The organism is Ancylobacter sp. VNQ12 (genome assembly GCF_049445835.1).
Classification (GTDB): Bacteria; Pseudomonadota; Alphaproteobacteria; order Rhizobiales; family Xanthobacteraceae; genus Ancylobacter.
Window position 1 is genome coordinate 21,590 of record NZ_JBMSDU010000011.1, and the last position, 17,456, is coordinate 39,045.

Consider the following 17,456-nt stretch of genomic DNA (forward strand, 5'->3'; position numbering starts at 1 on the left):
TCGCCGGGTAAAGGGAGGCTTCCCGCATGAACGACATGAGCCATCCGATCGCGCGGCTTGGCGCCGAGGTCTCCGCCGGCCTGATCGGGCATGAGGAGATGGTCGAGCGCCTGCTGATCGCCCTGCTCGCCGGCGGGCACGTCCTCATCGAGGGGCCACCGGGCATCGCCAAGACCCGCGCCGTGAAGCGCCTCGCCGCGTCGCTTCCAGGAAGCCATGCGCGGATCCAGTGCACGCCGGACCTGCTGCCTTCGGACCTGACCGGCACCCAGGTGTTCCGGCACGAGAGCGGCGGCTTCGACTTCGTGCCTGGCCCGCTGTTCCACGCGCTGGTTCTGGTGGACGAGATCAACCGAGCGCCGCCCAAAGTGCAGTCGGCGCTGCTGGAAGCCATGGCCGAGAACCAAGTGACGAGTTCGGGCGTCACCCGTCCGCTGCCCGATCCCTTCATGGTGGTGGCGACGCAGAATCCGATCGAGCACGAAGGCACGTTTCCCCTGCCCGAGGCGCAGATGGACCGCTTCCTGCTGCACCTCTCTCTCGGGCTTCCGCAGGCCGAGCAGGAACGTGCCATCCTGGATCTTGTGGCGGCCGAGCGAATCGCGCCGCCGCTCCTCACCACGGTCTCGCTGTCGGCCGGCAAGCTGCACGAGGCCAAGGCGGAGGTCGCCCGCGTGCATCTCGCACCGGCGCTGAAGGACTATATCGTGCGGCTGGTGATGGCCTCGCGGCCCGGCGGCGCCGTCGCCGACTGGGTGGAGCACCCCATTTCCCCGCGCGGCACGCTCGCTCTGGCGGTCGCGGCGCAGGCACTGGCCTGGCTCAGGGGCCGCGACTATGTGCTACCGGAGGATGTGACGGCACTCGCCCCCGACGCGCTTTCCCACCGCCTCGTGCCGAGCTGGGCCGCCATCGGCGAAGGGCGCACCGGGCGCAGCCTCGTCGCCGACATCATGCGCGCGGTCGAGCCATGGTGAGGCCGGAGCTGGACGCGCCGGGCATCCGCCTCAGTGTCGGCGAGCTGCTGGCGCTGCGTGACGGCGCGCTCCGGCCCGGCCGGCATCGGCCCGCGTCCCGCCGGCCCGGCGCGCTGCCCGCCAAACCGGCCGGCGCGGGCATGGACCTGCGCGAGATCCGCGCCTTCACCGAGGGCGACGATACCCGCCGGATCGACCCGGCCGCCACCGCCCGCACCGGCATGCCGCACATTCGCAGCTTTCACGAGGACCGCGACGACACGGTGCTGCTGATCGCCGATTTCCGCCCGCCCATGCTGTGGGGCACGGGGCGCGCCCTGCGCTCGGTCCGCGCGGCACGCGCGCTGGCCCGGCACGGCTGGCGAGCGCTCGCCCGCGGCGCTTCGGTCGCGGTGATCGGCGTCAGCGCGGCCGGCGTGACGCTGGTAAGGTCAGGCGCCGGCGTGCAGCATATGGGTCGTATCGCGCTCATGTTGGCGACAGGGCACGACCGGGCGCTCGATGCCGCTGGCGAGAGCCCTTCGCTTTCGGAAGCGCTCATCCGCGCCGCCCGGCTCGCCCCGCCCGGCGGCGAGGTGCTGCTCGCCACCAGCGCGGAAGGGGTCGCATCGGAGGACGAGCCGCCCCTCGCCCGCCTTGCGCGGCGGCGGCGGGTGCGGCTGCTGCTCCCGCTCGATCCCATCGACACCGCGCCGCCGACGCTGGCGCTGCCCATTCAGCATGGCCCGCTCAGCCGGCTGGCACGGTTGCAGCCCCTCGACACGCTCGCGCTGGCCCGGCGCCTGCGGGCGCTGAATGTGAGCCTCGAGGTCATCGCCGATGACGCAGGCTGAGCTCATCGCCACCCTGTCTCAGGGGCGGCTGCCGCCGTCCCTGATGCAGCTTCACGCGGGCGACGTGGTGGCGCTGTTCGGTGCCGGGCTCATCCTCGCGGCGCTGCTGTGCTGGCTGGCGACGCCCTTCCTGCATCGCCGTCCCGCGCGCCGCACCCTGATCCGCGCCACGCGCGGCCTGCCGCCCGAGGAGCGGGCGCTGGCCGTCGCGCGCCTTCTCGGCCATCTGCCGGAAGAACTGCGCGCCACCGCCTATGGCGGCGGACAACCGCTCGATGCGGAGGCGATCGAGCGCATTGCCTTGAAAACGAGGCCGGCGCGCCGATGAACTTCGCCCTTCCCCTCGCTTTACTCCTGCTGCCGCTGCCCCTGCTGGTCAGGCGGCTGCTGCCGGCCCGTCCGCCGGTGAGGACGTCGCTGCGCGTCGGCGCCGGTACTTTCGCCGCCGCCACTCCCATGCGCGCCGGCGACGGCCTCGTCGGCATGCTCCTCCTGACTGCCGCCTGGACGGCGCTGATCGTTGCGCTGGCAGGCCCGCGGATTGCCGCCACGAGGGACATCGTTACGGCCTCGGGGCGCGAGATCGTGCTGGCGCTCGATTTGTCCGGCAGCATGGTCAAGGAGGACTTCGTGCTCGACGGCAAGCCGCTGTCCCGGCTGGATGCGGTCAAGCGTGTCGCGGCGCGCTTCGTAGCGGCGCGGCGCGGTGACCGCATCGGCCTGGTGATCTTCGGCGACCGGGCCTATGTGGCGCAGCCGCCCACCTTCGACGTCGCCTCGGTCGCGCGCGCGATCGAGGTCGCGCAGATCGGCATTTCCGGCCGCTCGACGGCGATTTCCGACGGGCTGGGCATGGCCGCGCGGCGGCTCGTGCAAAGCGACGCAAAGAGCAAGGTCGTCGTGCTGCTCTCCGATGGGGTCGACACCTCGGGCAAGGTCGGGGCAAGCGACGCGGCCAGGCTCGCGGCCAGCCACGGCATACGGGTGCACACCATCGCGCTCGGGCCGGACGATCTCGAGAGCCAGCCTCAGTCCCGCGACGCCGTCGATGCGCAGGCCCTGCGTGCCATGGCCGAGGCCGGCGGCGGCACCAGCTTCCGCGTGCGCGGCATGGACGATCTGGAGGCGATGGCGGCCACCCTCGACCAGCTCGAGCCCAACCCGATGCGCCGTCCGCCCCTGCACTATTGGCGCGAACTCTGGATGTGGCCGGGCGGCATCGCCCTGGTTCTCGCCGTGCTGCTGGCGCTGCGGAGGCGCGCATGAGCACGCTCATCCTGCTGCGCCCCTGGTGGCTTGCGACCCTGCCGCTCCTCGCCGTCCTTGCGCTCTGGCTGCTGCGGCGGGAGCCGGCCGCGGGCGGTTGGCAGCGGGTGATGCCGCCGGCGATGTTGGCGGCGATGCGGACGCTCGGCCATCTCGGCGGCGAGGACGGGCGACGCGGCCTTGTGGCGCTGACGACGGCGGGGCTGGTGGGCTTGGGCCTCTGCGGCCCGGCCGTGCCGCGCGCCGACGCGCCGCTGCTCGCCGGCAGCGGCGCGATCCTGATCGCCATCGACATGTCCCCTTCCGTTGCCAGGGGCCCCGCCATCGCCGACGCGCAAGCGGCCGCCGCCGGGGTACTGGGGGCGGCCGGCGGAAGGCCGGTGGGCCTCGTCCTGTATGCGGGCGAGGCTTATGAGGTCGCCGCGCCGACGGCCGATCCGGCGACGCTGGAGAGCCAGATCGCCGTGCTCGGCACCGACACCATGCCAGGCGGCGGCAGCCGGCCCGCCGCCGCGCTCGCGCTGGCGCGGCAGATGCTGCAAGGCAGCGTCGACGCCGATCTCGTACTGATATCGGACGGCGGCGGCGTCGACGATGCCGCGCGGGTGGAAACCGAACGCCTCGCCGGCGAAGGGATACGCCTCTCCGTCCTGACACTGGCAGGAGCCGCAGGTGGGAAAACCGATATTCGCGCGCTCGAAACGCTCGGCAGCGCCGCCGCCCCGGCCCGTTCGCCCGACGCGGTGTTCCGCCGCCTGTCGCGGGGCGGCACGCTGGAACGCGATCCTGCGCTGACGGCGCTGCAGTTCCGCGATCTCGGCCCCTTCCTTGCCGCGCTGGGCATCATCCCCCTTCTCAGCCTGTTCCGGAGGCGGGCATGAACCGCGCCGTGCTCATGGCGGCCGCCGGCCTCGCCTGTCTCGCATTTGCGGGCCCGGCGCCATGGGGGCGCCTCGCGCTATGGGCCGGCATTCCGGGGAGCGCGGCCTTGCTCGACGATGCCGCCGCGCGTGGCCTCGCGCTTTATCGCGAGGGGGACTACCCGGCAGCGGATGCCGCCTTCGCCGAGGCGGGACGCAGCCAGACCTTCAACCGCGCCCTCACTCTGGCCGCGATCGGGCAGCACAGCCTGTCGGTCGCCTATCTCGACGCGGTACTGTTCGCCAATCCCGCCGATGCCGAGGCCCGCCGGTTGCGGGAGCTGATCGACGCCATGGTGCCCAAGATCCAGGGCGACAGCACCGTGCCGGGACGGCTTGCCGGCCATGGCGGGCTGGCGCCGTCCGATGTCGCGAGCGGCCATGCCATTGCCAGCACGCCGGACCCGACCTGGAAGAAGGCGATCGAGGCGCGCGGCTTTGCCGCCTCCGATGCCTGGCTCGACACGCTGACGGACGATCCGGGCGAGTTCCTGCGCCTGCGCCTGCAAAAGGAATATGAGCGGCGCGCCGGCCTCGGCCTGCTCCGGCCGGTGGAGGGCGACCCATGGTGATCCGGCTTGCCCTGCTTCTCTGCCTGCTGGCCGGCGGTGCCCGCGCCGAGAGCCTGCGCCTCCTCGTGCCGCAGATGCAGCCCGTGGTGAGCGAGATGATCCCGCTCACCCTCCGGGGCGAGTATACGCGCCAGATCGCGCTGGAGACGCTGACCTTCCCGAACTCCGAAGACTATGACTGGATGCAGCTGTCGCGCGACCAGTGGCGGAACGAAGAGATCGAGGGCCGCACCGTCCGGGTGTTCGAGCGCCGCATCGGCATTTTTCCCCGCCATGCCGGCGCCCTCACCATCGGTCCGGTCACGCATCATCTGACCGTGGTGGGCAGCAACAATCTGCGCGAACCGCTCGAGGTGACGGCCCCGCCGATCACGCTGCCGGTAGCCCCGTTTCCGGCGGAGGGTTCTCCGCTGTCGGCCCGCAGCCTTGCCATCGAGGACGAATTGTCGGCCGCGCCCGGCGCCTTGCGCGATGGCGAGACCCTGGTCCGGCGGGTGACGCTGAGGGCCGACGGCACGCTGCCGCATCTGCTGCCCCCACGCCCGGCCCTGCGCGAGCCGTGGCTCATCACCTTCGCGGCGCCGGAGCGGCGCGAGATGCAGCCGACGGCGGACGGCCCGCTGACGACCGTCATCTGGGAATGGCATCTACGCCCCAAGACCGGCGAGCCGGGCGTGCTGCCGGCCGTCGCCATCGCCTGGTTCGACACCAACAGCCGGCAGATGCGCACGGCCGAAGTCCCGGCGATCCCGTTCGGCTATGCCAGCTTTGGCGACAATCGTGCCGGCGCCGAGCACCTGCCCGCCGGACAGGTCGGCGCCGCGCTCCTCGCCCTTGCGGCGGGGCTCGCCGCCGGGGTCGCGGTCGCACTTGCCGGCGTTTCGCGGCGGCGGCGGGCGGAGGTCCGGCGCCTTCTGCTCAGGCTGTCGCTCATCGTCCCGCCAAGGCGCGCACTGCTGCGGGTAGCGGCGACCGGCGACCTGTTCGCGCTCCGCCGCGCGGCAGAGCGCTATCTGCGCCGCCGGCACGATCTGGGTTTGCCGGTGACGGGCCGCGAAACGGCCCATCTCGACGCGGTGCTGTATGCTCGCCCCGGAAGTGCCCCGCCCTTCGAGGCCGGGACCGGGGTCGGCGCCATCCTCACCCACAAATAGGACAGCGCCGTCATCACGACGGGCGGGTATGACCGAGCCCGTCGAGCACGTGCCGCGCCGCGCGATAATCCGGCTTGGCGTGGCCTTCGCCGAAGGCGGCGACGATGGCACCGAGGCGTTCGGCGGACTGACGCGCCTGCGGCATCAACTGCGCGGCAAGCGTCGCCCCGCGCAGCGCCCAGGAGCGCAGGCCGGTGCGCTGCGCCAGTTCCCACGCCTCGTCGAGGGCGTCTCTCGCCGCGTCCGGCCGCTCAGCGCCGAGGATTTTCGCCCGGATCCGCAGCAGCTCCGGCAGCACCCAACCCTCGCCGCTGGCGCGCGCGAAAGAAATCGCCTCGTCCACGCAGGCCAGCGCCTCCACCCCGCGCCCAACTCCGTGAAGCGCCATCGCCCGGTGGCCAAGGAACATCGCCCGGCGGATCGGCCAGCGCGTGCGCGCCAATGCGTCGAGGCCGCCCGCCAGATCCTCGGCAGCCTGCGAGAAAGCGCCGTTCAGCAGGTGCAGCGAGCCACGATAGCAGCGACGCCAGGCCTGCCACGGCCCGAAGGGGTGCCGGCCGGAAACGTCGGCGAGGAGTTCCAACCGCTCCGCAAGCGTCTCGGCCTCTCCGCAATAGAAGGCGACGGGACAACCGGAATCCACCAGATTGAGCGCCAGCGTGGTGGCATGGCCGCGTTCGCGGGCATCGGCGGTGTTGCGGGTCGCAAGTTCCGACGCCTGATCCTGCAACCCTTGCAGCCACAGCGCCGCCGAATAGAAGGCCCGCCCGTTCAATTCCTGGTCGTACTGCATGCGCACGATGGCGTTGGCCGAGATGCCGACGCTGATCGCCGCCTCCAGCGCCAACCGCGCCTCCTCGATGCGCCCGAGGAACAGCAGCGACACGCCGGTCAGGCGATTGGCGATGACCAGATCGGCGGACCTCTCCCCCGCAGCCGCGAGCCGGGTGAAATCACCGGCGATCTCCAGCGAGGCGCCATAGCGGCCGGAGCAGAATGCGGCGAGCCACATGCCCCAGCTTGCCCGCAATTGAAGTTCCACGCTGCCGGTTTCCCGCGCGATCCGGCACGCCGTCCGCAGCGTGTCCCCGGCCTCGGCGACCGGGCCGATGGTGTAGATCAACGCGGTGCCGAGCGAGGTCAGCAGCGCCACTTCGCGGCCGGCATCGGTCGGCATGCCCTCGCCGAGGCTCGCCACCGCGCGCTCGAAACGCGCCCGGCACTCGTTCACCAGCGACAGCTGGAACCACAGCACCGCCGAGGAGATGGTGAGCGCCGCGCCGATCTCGCGGTCGCCCTTCGGCCCGAAGCACCAGTCGAGCGCGGCGCGCACATTGTCCAGCTGGCCGGCATAGGTGGCGAGCCAGTCGGCGGGGCGGGCGCGCGGCCATTCCTGCTCGGCGTTGGCGATCATCTCCTTCATGAGCACGGCATGGCGGCGGCTCAGCCGGTCGAAATCGCCGCTTTCCCGGAGCTTTTCCAGCGCGTAGGCACGGGTGATCTCCAGCAGGCGATAGCGCGGCAGCGCCTGCGAGAAGTCGGCGGCGACCAGCGATTTCGAGACCAGGCTGGTGAGGTTTTCGATGATCTCCCAGCTCGGTTCCTCGATGGCGGCAACCTTGCCCGCGGCGTCGAGCGAGAAATGGCCGGCGAAGACGGAGAGCCGGCACAGCGTGGTCCGCTCGCCCGGGCTGAGGTGGTCGTAGCTCCAGCCCAGCGTCGCCTGCAACGTCTGGTGGCGTGGCAGGGCGGTGCGCCGGCCGGCGACCAGCAGGCGGAACACATCGTCGAGCCGCTGCGCCAGCCCCTTGACGCCGAAGGCATCGACCCGCCCGGCGGCAAGCTCGATGGCGAGCGGCAGGCCGTCGAGGCGGCGGCAGATGGCGACGATGTCCGGCATGTCTTCAGGGGTCGGCTCATAACTGCCCAGCGTGGCGGCGGCCCGTTCGACGAACAATCGGACCGCCGGAAAGCCGAGCGCCACGGCGCCGGCACCCTCGGTCTCGGCCTCGCGTGGCGGCACTTCCAGCCCCTGCAGCCGGAAGACATGCTCCCCCTTGGCCCGCAGCGGCTCGCGGCTGGTGACGAGAAGCCGCAGCGCGGGATTCGCGTTGAGCAGCAGTTCGGCGAGCGCGGCGGCCGCGGCCACCACCTGCTCGCAATTGTCGAGGATCAGCAGCCCGCGCTCCAGGGGCAGCCGGTCGGCCAACCGGACAGGCCCGGCGCCCAGCGTCATGCCGAGGGCGGAGGCGACAGCATTCTCCACCAGCGCGGGATCGCTGATCTGCGCGAGTTCGACCAGCACGACGGCGTCGGGGGCTGCGGCGTCATCCTGCGCCAGCGCCGCCCGCGCGGCATCGAGCGCCACCGTGGTCTTGCCGACGCCACCGGGGCCGACCACGCTGACGAAGCGGCGCCGGGCGAGTTCCTCGCCGATCGCCGCCACCGCCGCGCCGCGCCCCAGCACCGGGGTGAGGTTGAGCGGCAGGTTCTGCCGGATGAGCGGCGCCGCCGGCGCGTCGCGGTCGGCGATGTCGGTGAAGGTGACGTCGGCCACGAAACTGTAGCCACGCCGGGCGATGTTGGCGATGTAGTGCCGCCCGTCCTGGCCGTCGCCGAGCACGCGGCGCAGCGCCGTCATCTGCACCCGCAGATTGGCCTCCTCCACGAACAGGTCCGGCCACGCGCTGGCCAGAAGCTCCTGCTTGGTGACCACCTCGCCGGCCCGCTCGACCAGCGCCACAAGCAGTTCCAGCGCCCGTCCGCCCATGGGAATGACCGCCCCGTCCTTCAGCAGCTGCTTCGGGGCGAGGCCCAGGCGGAACGGACCGAACAACGCGGCGCGGGAAGCGGTTTTCATGAGTGATCCGAGGGGGCTTCAGTCGGCCATCGCATACGGTATTATACCTACTGCCGTCCTAGGCTGATAAGAGCGCTGCACGGTGATTATTCACAGCCGTGACAACGACTTCACCAAACGGCAGGAACGGGCAGCTTCATGGACACCACCCCTTCCGTAGCGGCCGCGCGGACGGAATCGAAGCCCGGCGGGCTGATCGTCGCCGTGCTGCTGGCCCTGCTCGCCATGGCGGGGCCGCTCTATATCGACATCATGCCCTCCATCGTCGCGGCTCTGCGCAGCGACTACGGCCTCAGCGCGACGCAGGCCGGCTTCGTCGCCGCCAGCAATGGCTATGGCTCGACGCTCGGCGCGCTGCTCGCGCTGTTCGTCGTGCCGCGCCTGCCCTGGCGGCCGCTGGCGGTCGGGTTGCTGCTTGCGCTCATCGCCGCCGATGTCGCAACCACCTTCGTGAACGGCTATGAGGCGCTGATCGCCGTGCGGGCCACCCACGGGGTGATCGGCGGCCTGCTGGTCGGCCTGTGTTATGCGCTGATCGCCCGCAGCGCCGATGCCCGGCAGGGGTTCGGCATCCTGTTCGTTTTCCATTTCGGCTTCGGCGGCCTCGGCGTGCTCGCCTCGACCTTCCTGGCGCCGTACATGACGCATGGCGTGGTGTTCCTTGTCCTTGCCGCCTTCGGCGTGCTGGCACTCATGGTGGTGCCGCTGCTGCCGGCGTTCGAGCCGCCGCAACGGGAGCCGGAACGGGCAAGCGCTGCCGGCCGGCTCCCCGTGCGCAGCTTCCTGCGCATCGGCGGGCTGTTCCTGTTCCAGGCCGCCAATCTCGGCCTCGGCGCCTTCCTCGTCGGCATCGGCGCTGATTTCGGCCATGCCGCGAGCTTTTCCGGCGCGGCGGTGGGGCTGGGTCTGTGGGCGGGTGTGCCCGGTGCCCTTGCCATGCTGGTTCTCAGCCGCTTCCTCGGCTGGAGACCGCTGGTGCCGATCGTGCTCGCCGCCGGCTTCAGCAAGGCGCTGATCGGGCTCGGGCAGGAGCCGGCAGTGTTTGCCGCCGCCATCGCCACCGTGTTCCTCACCATGGCGATGGCGCTGCCCTATGTCTTCGCGCTCTGCGCCGAGGGCGATATCAGCGGCCGCTCGGCGGTTCTGGCCGGCTTCGCCTCCAAGCTCGGCCTCTCCACCGGACCGGCGATCGGTGGTCTGATCTATCCGCTCGGGGCCGGGGTGCTGATCACCGCGTCCATCGTCACGGTGACGGCAGCCGCGCTGCTCTTCGCCCTTTCGCTGTATCCGCAACGAGTCCGGCAGCCCGCCTGACCCGAGATTTTGCAGTTTTTTGCACCTCCGCCCGCCCCACATCGGCTATTTCCTAGGGCCTGATCCGATCAGGTTGAGACAAGCTGATCGGTAAATCAGTCTCTAATCTACGAGTAGAGAACGCGTTATTCGATCAGATTGCGCTGTAATCCGATCGGCGCGTGCTCTAGGTGCCGTCAGGTGACGGCGGGGGAACGGCGATGGCCATGGTGTCCGGATCCGGAGCGCGCTGGGAACTGCCTTCAGGCAGCGAGGAGGCCGGCCCGCTCGATGCGCGCGAGCTGGAGCTTGTCCGCCAGGCAATGACCGAGGCCCTCGGCAGCGGCAGCGATTGCGAGATCGAGCAGATGGTGCGGCTACGCAGCGTGCTGCCGGTGCGCCGCAGCGTGCAGGTGCGGCTGGAGCGCGACCTCAACGACGAGATCACCGCGGTGCGCATCGTCTTCGGGCGTGACGGCGACCCCGTGGTCGAGTGGACGCTCGCACCACAGGACGAGATCGCTGGCAATGACGACGTCGACACCGCGCCGGGGGCGGTCGAGGCCATCAATGCCTTCACCGCCATCCTCCTGCACGCCGAGGCGGTCAAGCGGCAGGTGGGGCGGCAGGCGGCCCGCCGGGCGAAGCCCGTAAACGGGTTCGAAGCGGCAGGGCACGAGGTCGCACACGATCCGGAGCACCATATGCTGGCCGATATCTCCGCTTCGGTCGAGCATATCCTGACCAACGCCCACCGGGCCTGGCGCCATGCCGGCAGTTTCCGCCGCGAAGGGGTCGCTTCCGCGTCGTAGGCGCGCCGATCCGCGCCCGACGAGCGGGCGCTTGGGCGCTCACCAAGTGCGCACCCGTCAGCCCGGCCGCGACGGGCGTGGGCTGACGGGTCTTTCCAGGGTTGCGGGATTGCCGCCCCCAATCAATCGATCTTCTTGCCGGCCGTCTCCGGCGCGCAGAAGGTTGCCGCGAGCGTGATCAGGGCCAGCACGATCAGATACACCGAGATCGGCCAGGTCGCCCCGCTCCACGCCAGCAGACCGGCGGCAATGATCGGGGTAAAGCCTCCGCTGAGAGCCGCACCGACCTGGAAGCCCAGCGACGCGCCGCTGTAGCGCAGTCGCGCATCGAAGAGCTCGGACATCCAGGCAGCTCCGATGGCGAACATCACGCCCTGACCCAGGCTGAGCGCAATCGCGACCGTGATGGCTATGATCATCGGATCCGCGGTGTCGAACAGCCAGAACAGCGGGAAGGCGAAGAGAATCGAGAACAGGCAGGCGAAGATGAACATCACGCGCCGGCCGTAGCGATCCGCCATCCAGCCGAACAGCGGAATCGTGAAGAGCTCGATGAATGCCGCGATGAGCAGACCGTTCAGGATCACGCTGCGCGGCAAGCCGAGCTGGACGGTGACGTAGGAAATCGAGAACACCGTGACCACGCTGACATAGGCGATCTCGGACACCTTGAGGCCCACCGCCGTGAGGAACGTGCGGGGATGCTGCGTCAGGATCTCCACCAGCGGCAGCTTGGCGACGCTGTTCTGCTTCTTCACCCGCTGGAAGGCGGGGGTTTCGTGCAGGCGCAGGCGGATGAAGAGGCCGACGGCGACCAGCAGCGCGCTGGCCCAGAACGGGATACGCCACCCCCAGCTCAGGAACTCGCTTTCGGGCAGGCGGGTGGCGAAAGCGAAGACGCCGATCGAGGCGAGCACGCCCAGCGGATAGCCGAGCTGCACGACGCTGCCGAAGAAGCCGCGCCTCTGGTCCGGGACGCTTTCCACCACCATCAGCACGGCGCCGCCCCACTCGCCGCCGATGCCGAGGCCCTGGACGAGGCGCAGCGCGACGAGCAGCACGGGCGCCCAGATGCCGATCTGGTCGTAGGTCGGCAGGCAGCCGATGAGGAACGTGCCGACGCCCATGATGATGATGGTCAGCGACAACATCGCCTTGCGGCCGAGCTTGTCCCCGAAATGGCCGAAGATCGCTCCCCCGAGCGGACGGGCGAGAAAGCCGACGGCATAGGAGCCGAACGCCGCGATCGTACCCACGACCGGGTCGAAGCTGGGGAAGAAGAGCTTGTTGAACACCAGCGCGGCGGCGGTGCCGTAAATGAGGAAATCGTACCACTCCACGGTGGTGCCGATCACGCTCGACCAGACGACCTTGCGACGCTCGGCCGGCGAGAGCGGCCCGGAGGACTGAGCCGACATCGGCGTGTCGGCTGGCATGGTTGATATCGACATTGCTCTCCCAATCTCCAGTTTAGTGGAATAATTTCCATCAAACTGGATGCAAGCCCTATGCCAGCCGACCGTCGATCAGAGCGCGAGCGTGACCCCGACGCGGGCGCGAGACACGCACGGCGTCATCTTGTCCTGGCGGTCGGCAAGGCTCAGCAGGCTGTCGCGGTGGATCACCGTGCCGTCGCGATAGCCGCACACGCACGCGCCGCACACACCGAGCTCACAGGAGGACGGCATGGTGAAGCCGTTGGCGCGCAGAACGTCGAGCGCCGAGCGATCGGCCGGCACGCGCAAGGTCCGCCCGGTCGAGGCGATGGTGATATCAAAGGGCTCGGCCTTGAAATTCTCATCGAAGGTGGGCTGGAACACTTCGGTGTGCCGACGCTCCGAATTCCAGCCCGCGCGCTCGGCCGCGGCGACGATGGCGGCATTCAGTGCCGCCGGCCCGCAGAAATAGAGATGGGCCCGCGGCAACCCGCCTGCGGCGGCGAGGATCGCGGCCACATCGGCTGGATTCTCATCGTCGAAATGAGCGCGAAGCCGTGGCCCGAATTCTCCCTCCAGCTCGCTCAACAGCGGCGCATAGGCCCGCGCGCGCGCCAGAAAATGCAGCTCGAAATCCTCCCCCCGATAACGGGCCTCCCGAGCCAGCGCGGCCAAGGGGGTGACGCCGATGCCGCCGGCAATGAAGACGTGCCGCTGCGCACCCTCCACCAGCGCGAAATTGTTGCGGGGAGAGGAGCAGCCGACGACATCGCCGATGGCGACCTTGTCGTGAATCCAGGCGGATCCGCCGCGCCCGGCGGGCTCGCGCTTGACGGCGATGCGATAGCGCGAGCGGTCGCGCGGATCGCCGCACAGCGAATATTGGCGGATCTTGCCATCCGGCAGATGCAGGTCGACATGGGCGCCTCCCCCCCATGCCGGGAGATGCGGCCGGCGCGGGTGGCGCAGGGACAGGACCACGACGTCCGGCGTTGCATTGTCGCGCTCGACCACATCGAGCTTCATGATCATGCGTGCGGTCATGTCGGCCTCAATCGTCCAGCGGCTCGATAGCGTCGCCCGGCCGGATGATGCCTCCGGCCTCGATGGAACAGTTGAGGCCCGAACGATTGTAGAGCGGCAGATAGACCGGCTGGCCGAGCAGTTCCTCGAGATATTTGCAGGGGAAGTTGAGCCGCCCGCCGCGCAGAACCGTCTCGCCGACGCGAAAACGCTTTCCGACCAAGTGGTTGAGCGGAACGCCGCGCGTGGTGAGGTTGCGCCGGTGATCCTCGGGTGCCAGCGTGATGGGAGTGCCCTGCAGCGGGGGATCGTTCTTGGCGAGCGCTTCCAGCGCTTCGATCTCTATCAGCGTGACTTCGCGAATATCGGGCTTGGGCGAATAGGTGCCGGTGCCCAGGAAATAACGGTCACCCTCTATGCCGCGGCCGGGCACGAGGCGGGCCTCCTGCAGTTCCTCCATCTCGTAGGAAGCTGCCGGAGCGATGTGGATGTGCAGGAGAAGGCCACCTTTCCAGTCGGTCATCGTCCTGCCCTCACGCCTGTTCCACGAGGGCGATGCACTCGATCTCGACCAGGACATCACGCGGCAGGCGCGCGACTTCGATGGTCGAACGCGCGGGCAAGGCATCCGCGAACGTCTCCGCATAGATCGCGTTCATCGCGGCGAAGTCATTCATGTTCTTGAGAAAAACGGTTGTCTTCACCACGCTCGCAGCCGAAGCGCCGGCGGCGGCAAGCACGGCGCCGACATTGGCGAGAGACTGGCGGGTCTGCGCCTCGACGCCGTCCGGGACGTTGCCGTCGAGGTCGAGCGGCAACTGGCCGGCGACGAAGACGAGGCCGTTGGCGCTTATGGCCTGCGAATAAGGGCCGGCGGCGGCGGGCGCCTGGGCGGTACGGATGATCGTACGGGCATGCATAGGCGATTTGCTCCTTCAGAAAAGGAGCAAATAGTGGAATAAATTCCACTCGGATGAAAGCCTGGAATCAGCGCAGGCCGGAGCTGTTGATGATCAAAAAATACTCACACTCGCCGGTGCCGAGATTGGTGAACTGATGGGTCTCATGCGCCTGGAAATAGAGGGCATCCCGGGCCTCCAGCCGCACACGCCGCGAACCTACGCGAACCTCGAGCCGCCCCTTGAGCACGTAGATGTACTCCTCGACGCCGCGTCGATGCGCGACGAACTCGCCGCTCGTACCATGCGGCGGCAGGGTGTTGAGTACCCAGTCCACCCCCCGCCCCGGCAGCACCGGCGAGATGCAGCGGCGCTGATAGCCCGAGCTCGCGTCACTGAGGATCGGCTGGCGATCGGCGGGAATCACGATGATCTCGCTTTCCACCGGGTGGGCCATGAGCTGGGAGAATGTGGTGCCGAGCGCTTCGGCAAGACGCGAAAGCGTGCCGGTCGAGGGCACCGTCTCGCCGCGCTCGACCTTCGAGATCATGGAACGGCTGACGCCGGAGAGAGCGCTCAGCGTCTCCAGCGAGAGCTGCTTCTCCTTGCGATGGCGCCGTAGTTCCGCGGCCAGAATACGAAGCTGATCGGAAACGCTATCTTCGATTTCCACCTGCTCAGTAAGCACGGCACGACTCCCGTCTCGGACAGCACCATTCCCACGCCGCGTCATAACAGCAAATCCGCCGGCGTGCGATCAGGCATGGCAAGCCGGCATGGGGCCTATTGTCCCTCGAAAGGAAGGCGGCAAGGACACGCTCCACCGCAGCCATGGCACCAACGAGCCGGTCTCGCCCGCGAGCCCGCCGAAACGGCGCGACGGTCACGGCCTTCCCCGCCGGCGGAGCCCGTCAGGCCAGCAAAGCGGAGGCGCTCTTGAACAGCATGTAACTCGCCACCACGAAGATCAGCGCGGCGAACACGGTGGTCAGGCGTCCGGTGCGGCCGGCAAGACGCTGGGCGAGCTTCATCCCGGCGACGCTGCCGAGCGCGCCGCCGGCGATGAAGGTAAAGGCCAGCGGCCAGTTCACCAGTCCCGACAGCGCATAGTTGAACGCCGTGGTGAGGCCGAAGGCGGTGACCGCCACCAGCGAGGTGCCGACCGCGTTCAGGATCGGCATGCCGGTCGAGCCGATCAGCCCCGGCACGATGAGAAAGCCTCCGCCAATGCCGAAGAAACCGGAGAACGCGCCCGTGCCGAGGCCGAAGCCGAGCACCTTCGGCGCCTTGTCGCGGTTGCACTCGGCGCCGGGTTCGCCGGGATTGCCGCGCCCGCGCAGCATGAGCACCCCGACCGCGAGCATGAGCAGCGCGAACAGGAACAGCAGCTTCTCGCCCCCCACCAGCTTGCCGAGGCTCGATCCGGCAAAGGCGCCGATGACGCCGGCCGTGGCGTACATGCCGCCACAGCGCCACTTCACCGTGCCGGCGCGCGCGTGGCTGAACAGGCCGGCAGCCGCATTTATGGCGACGGCCAAGGCGCTGGTGCCGATCGCCACATGCGGATTGCGCACGCCGACGAGGTAGACCATCAGCGGGACGGCGAGGATCGAGCCGCCGCCGCCGACCAGCCCGAGCGTGAAACCGACCAGCACGCCGGCCCCGCCGCCGAGCGCATATTGCATCGGTTCGAGCATCAAGCCGCCTCTTGCGGCTTGGCCGGGGCGATCGGATCCGGCCGGCACAGCCATTCGCGGCCCTTCAGCATGGCGTGCCAGTAGATCGGCGGCAGCATGCGGTCCTTGAGGAACCAGGCGAGGCGCGTCGGCCGGGTGCCGTCGAGCACCCAGCGCGGGAAGGTGGGCAGCAGCGTGCCGCCATAGCCGAACTCGGCCAGCACGATCTTGCCGCGCTCCACCGTGAGCGGACACGATCCGTAGCCGTCATACTGTGCAGCCGGTGCGCGCCCTTCCAGCGCGGCCAGCACGTTGACGGCGACGACCGGGGCTTGCTTGCGCGCCGCAGCGGCGGTCTTCGCGTTCGGCGTGTTGGTGGCATCGCCCAGCGCGAAAATGTCGGGATAGCGCGTGTGGCGCAGCGTCGTCGGATCGACCTCGATCCAGCCGCCGGCCCCTGCCAGCGGGCTGGCGGCCATGACCTCCAGCGGCTTCTGGGGCGGCACCGCGTGAAGCATGTCGAACTCGCGCTCGACGCGCTCCGCCGTCCCGTCGGCGTTCTTGCGCTCGAACGTCGCCGTGCCGCTCGCGCCATCGACACCGACGAGCGTCGAGCCGAAATTGAGACCGATGCCGTAGCGCTCGACATACTCCATCAGCGCCGGGACATAGGTCGGCACGCCGAAGAGCACGCCGCCGGCATTGTGGAATTCGACCTCCATGCGCGGCAGGATGCCGGCCTCCCGCCAGATGTCGCAGGACAGGTACATCGCCTTCTGCGGGGCGCCGGCGCATTTGATCGGCATGGCGGGCTGGGTGAAGAGGGCGCGGCCCGGCTTCATCGTGCTCGCGAGGCGGAAGGTGTAGGGCGCGAGATCGTAGCGGTAGTTCGAGGTAACGCCGTTCTGGCCGAGCGCTTCGGCAAGGCCGGGAATGTCATCCCAGGCGAGGCGCAGGCCGGGGGCGGCGACGAGGATGCGGTAACGCATCGTGGAGCCGTCCGCCAGCACGACCTCCTTTGCCTCCGGCGCGAAGGCGGCGGCGGCCTGGCGGATCCAGGTGACACGGTCGGGCATCACCGCGCCCATCGGCACGCGCGTGGTGTCGGGCTTGAACACGCCGGCGCCGACCATGGTCCAGCCGGGCTGGTAGTAATGGCACTCGGCCGGTTCGACGATGGCGATGTCGAGTGAAGGGCGGCGCTTGAGAAGGCTCGCGGCCGTCGCGATGCCCGCCGCGCCGCCGCCGACGATGACGACATCATGGATCTTCGCGGAGAGGCCGGGCCGCACGGCCTGCGACGCGGCGGCGACCAGTCGGCCGCGCTGAGCCGAGAGATCGAAACCGGCCCGTTCGGCCAGCGCGAGGATGTCGTCCGGCGATCGGCGATCGGCCTCGGCGAGCGCCCACAGCGTCGCGGCACGGGTGCCGCTTCGGCAATAGCCCAGGACCGGACCTCCGGCTTCGTCGAGCGCCTTGCGCATCCGCCGAACGTCGGCATCGCCGAATGTGCCGGGCGTGATCGGGATATGCACGAAGCCCATGCCGAGCGCCGCGGCAAGCTGTGCGATATCGGCGGCCGAAGGCTGGGCGGCTTCCTCGCCGTCCGGCCGGGTGCAGATGATGGTCTTGAAGCCGGCGGCCTCGGCCTGGGCGACGCCGACGGCATCAATCTGGGTGGTCGCCGAAAAATCCGGCGTGATCTGCTTCGGGGGCATGGCGCGTTTCCTCGATC

17 protein-coding genes are annotated in these 17,456 nt (G+C 69.6%); 9 read left to right on the forward strand and 8 right to left on the reverse strand.

Annotation, left to right across the window (positions count from 1 at the left end; translation table 11 throughout):
• Positions 1-26: 26 nt before the first annotated feature.
• Genes ACO2RV_RS15200 through ACO2RV_RS15230 form a run of 7 tightly spaced genes read left to right on the forward strand, consistent with a single transcriptional unit; the run spans position 27 to position 5,722 of the window.
• Positions 27-977, forward strand: a complete 951-nt coding sequence (locus ACO2RV_RS15200) for an AAA family ATPase (RefSeq protein WP_423294425.1) — start codon at positions 27-29, stop codon at positions 975-977.
• The gene (locus ACO2RV_RS15205) at positions 971-1,810 is read left to right on the forward strand and encodes a DUF58 domain-containing protein (protein ID WP_423294427.1); all 840 of its coding nucleotides are present in this window, start codon (positions 971-973) and stop codon (positions 1,808-1,810) included. The genes ACO2RV_RS15200 and ACO2RV_RS15205 overlap by 7 nt, the downstream gene beginning before the upstream one ends.
• Positions 1,797-2,138: a hypothetical protein gene (locus ACO2RV_RS15210; protein ID WP_423294429.1), complete on the forward strand. Its 342-nt coding sequence runs from the start codon at positions 1,797-1,799 to the stop codon at positions 2,136-2,138. The genes ACO2RV_RS15205 and ACO2RV_RS15210 overlap by 14 nt, the downstream gene beginning before the upstream one ends.
• Positions 2,135-3,076 carry a VWA domain-containing protein gene (locus ACO2RV_RS15215; protein ID WP_423294431.1) on the forward strand — a complete coding sequence of 314 codons (942 nt, stop codon included), beginning with the start codon at positions 2,135-2,137 and terminating at the stop codon, positions 3,074-3,076. Before ACO2RV_RS15210 ends, ACO2RV_RS15215 begins: the two co-directional genes overlap by 4 nt.
• Positions 3,073-3,957: a VWA domain-containing protein gene (locus ACO2RV_RS15220; RefSeq protein ID WP_423294433.1), complete on the forward strand. Its 885-nt coding sequence runs from the start codon at positions 3,073-3,075 to the stop codon at positions 3,955-3,957. The genes ACO2RV_RS15215 and ACO2RV_RS15220 overlap by 4 nt, the downstream gene beginning before the upstream one ends.
• On the forward strand, positions 3,954-4,568 hold the full coding sequence (locus tag ACO2RV_RS15225; RefSeq protein ID WP_423294435.1) for a hypothetical protein: 615 nt from the start codon (positions 3,954-3,956) through the stop codon (positions 4,566-4,568). Before ACO2RV_RS15220 ends, ACO2RV_RS15225 begins: the two co-directional genes overlap by 4 nt.
• Positions 4,562-5,722, forward strand: a complete 1,161-nt coding sequence (locus ACO2RV_RS15230; protein ID WP_423294437.1) for a hypothetical protein — start codon at positions 4,562-4,564, stop codon at positions 5,720-5,722. Before ACO2RV_RS15225 ends, ACO2RV_RS15230 begins: the two co-directional genes overlap by 7 nt.
• Before the next feature lie 13 nt (positions 5,723-5,735).
• On the opposite strand, the gene ACO2RV_RS15235 is transcribed toward ACO2RV_RS15230, so the two are convergent.
• Positions 5,736-8,582 (reverse strand): ATP-binding protein, encoded by a 2,847-nt coding sequence (locus ACO2RV_RS15235; RefSeq protein WP_423294439.1) that lies wholly within the window; start codon positions 8,580-8,582, stop codon positions 5,736-5,738.
• A gap of 138 nt (positions 8,583-8,720) precedes the next feature.
• On the opposite strand from ACO2RV_RS15235, the gene ACO2RV_RS15240 reads away from it, so the two are divergent.
• Both ACO2RV_RS15240 and ACO2RV_RS15245 read left to right on the forward strand, forming a co-directional pair.
• Complete coding sequence (locus tag ACO2RV_RS15240; protein ID WP_423294441.1) at positions 8,721-9,896, forward strand: MFS transporter; 1,176 nt, start codon at positions 8,721-8,723, stop codon at positions 9,894-9,896.
• A 200-nt stretch (positions 9,897-10,096) separates the two neighbouring features.
• The gene (locus ACO2RV_RS15245) at positions 10,097-10,687 is read left to right on the forward strand and encodes a hypothetical protein (RefSeq protein ID WP_423294443.1); all 591 of its coding nucleotides are present in this window, start codon (positions 10,097-10,099) and stop codon (positions 10,685-10,687) included.
• Between the two features lie 122 nt (positions 10,688-10,809).
• Here the strand turns inward: ACO2RV_RS15245 and ACO2RV_RS15250 are convergent, their stop codons facing one another.
• The 7 genes from ACO2RV_RS15250 to ACO2RV_RS15280 form a co-directional block, all read right to left on the reverse strand.
• Positions 10,810-12,105, reverse strand: a complete 1,296-nt coding sequence (locus tag ACO2RV_RS15250; RefSeq protein ID WP_423294678.1) for an MFS transporter — start codon at positions 12,103-12,105, stop codon at positions 10,810-10,812.
• A 108-nt stretch (positions 12,106-12,213) separates the two neighbouring features.
• Complete coding sequence (locus ACO2RV_RS15255) at positions 12,214-13,167, reverse strand: PDR/VanB family oxidoreductase (protein WP_423294445.1); 954 nt, start codon at positions 13,165-13,167, stop codon at positions 12,214-12,216.
• A gap of 7 nt (positions 13,168-13,174) precedes the next feature.
• Entirely contained in the window at positions 13,175-13,669 is a 495-nt protein-coding gene (locus ACO2RV_RS15260) for an MOSC domain-containing protein (protein WP_423294447.1), read from the reverse strand.
• A gap of 10 nt (positions 13,670-13,679) precedes the next feature.
• Positions 13,680-14,066, reverse strand: a complete 387-nt coding sequence (locus ACO2RV_RS15265; RefSeq protein ID WP_423294449.1) for a Rid family detoxifying hydrolase — start codon at positions 14,064-14,066, stop codon at positions 13,680-13,682.
• A gap of 67 nt (positions 14,067-14,133) precedes the next feature.
• Complete coding sequence (locus ACO2RV_RS15270; protein WP_423294451.1) at positions 14,134-14,733, reverse strand: helix-turn-helix domain-containing protein; 600 nt, start codon at positions 14,731-14,733, stop codon at positions 14,134-14,136.
• A 223-nt stretch (positions 14,734-14,956) separates the two neighbouring features.
• The gene (locus ACO2RV_RS15275; protein ID WP_423294453.1) at positions 14,957-15,745 is read right to left on the reverse strand and encodes a sulfite exporter TauE/SafE family protein; all 789 of its coding nucleotides are present in this window, start codon (positions 15,743-15,745) and stop codon (positions 14,957-14,959) included.
• A complete protein-coding gene (locus tag ACO2RV_RS15280; RefSeq protein WP_423294455.1) occupies positions 15,742-17,439 on the reverse strand; it encodes a TIGR01244 family sulfur transferase in 1,698 nt (565 codons plus the stop codon). The genes ACO2RV_RS15275 and ACO2RV_RS15280 overlap by 4 nt, the downstream gene beginning before the upstream one ends.
• Between the last annotated feature and the right edge of the window lie 17 nt (positions 17,440-17,456).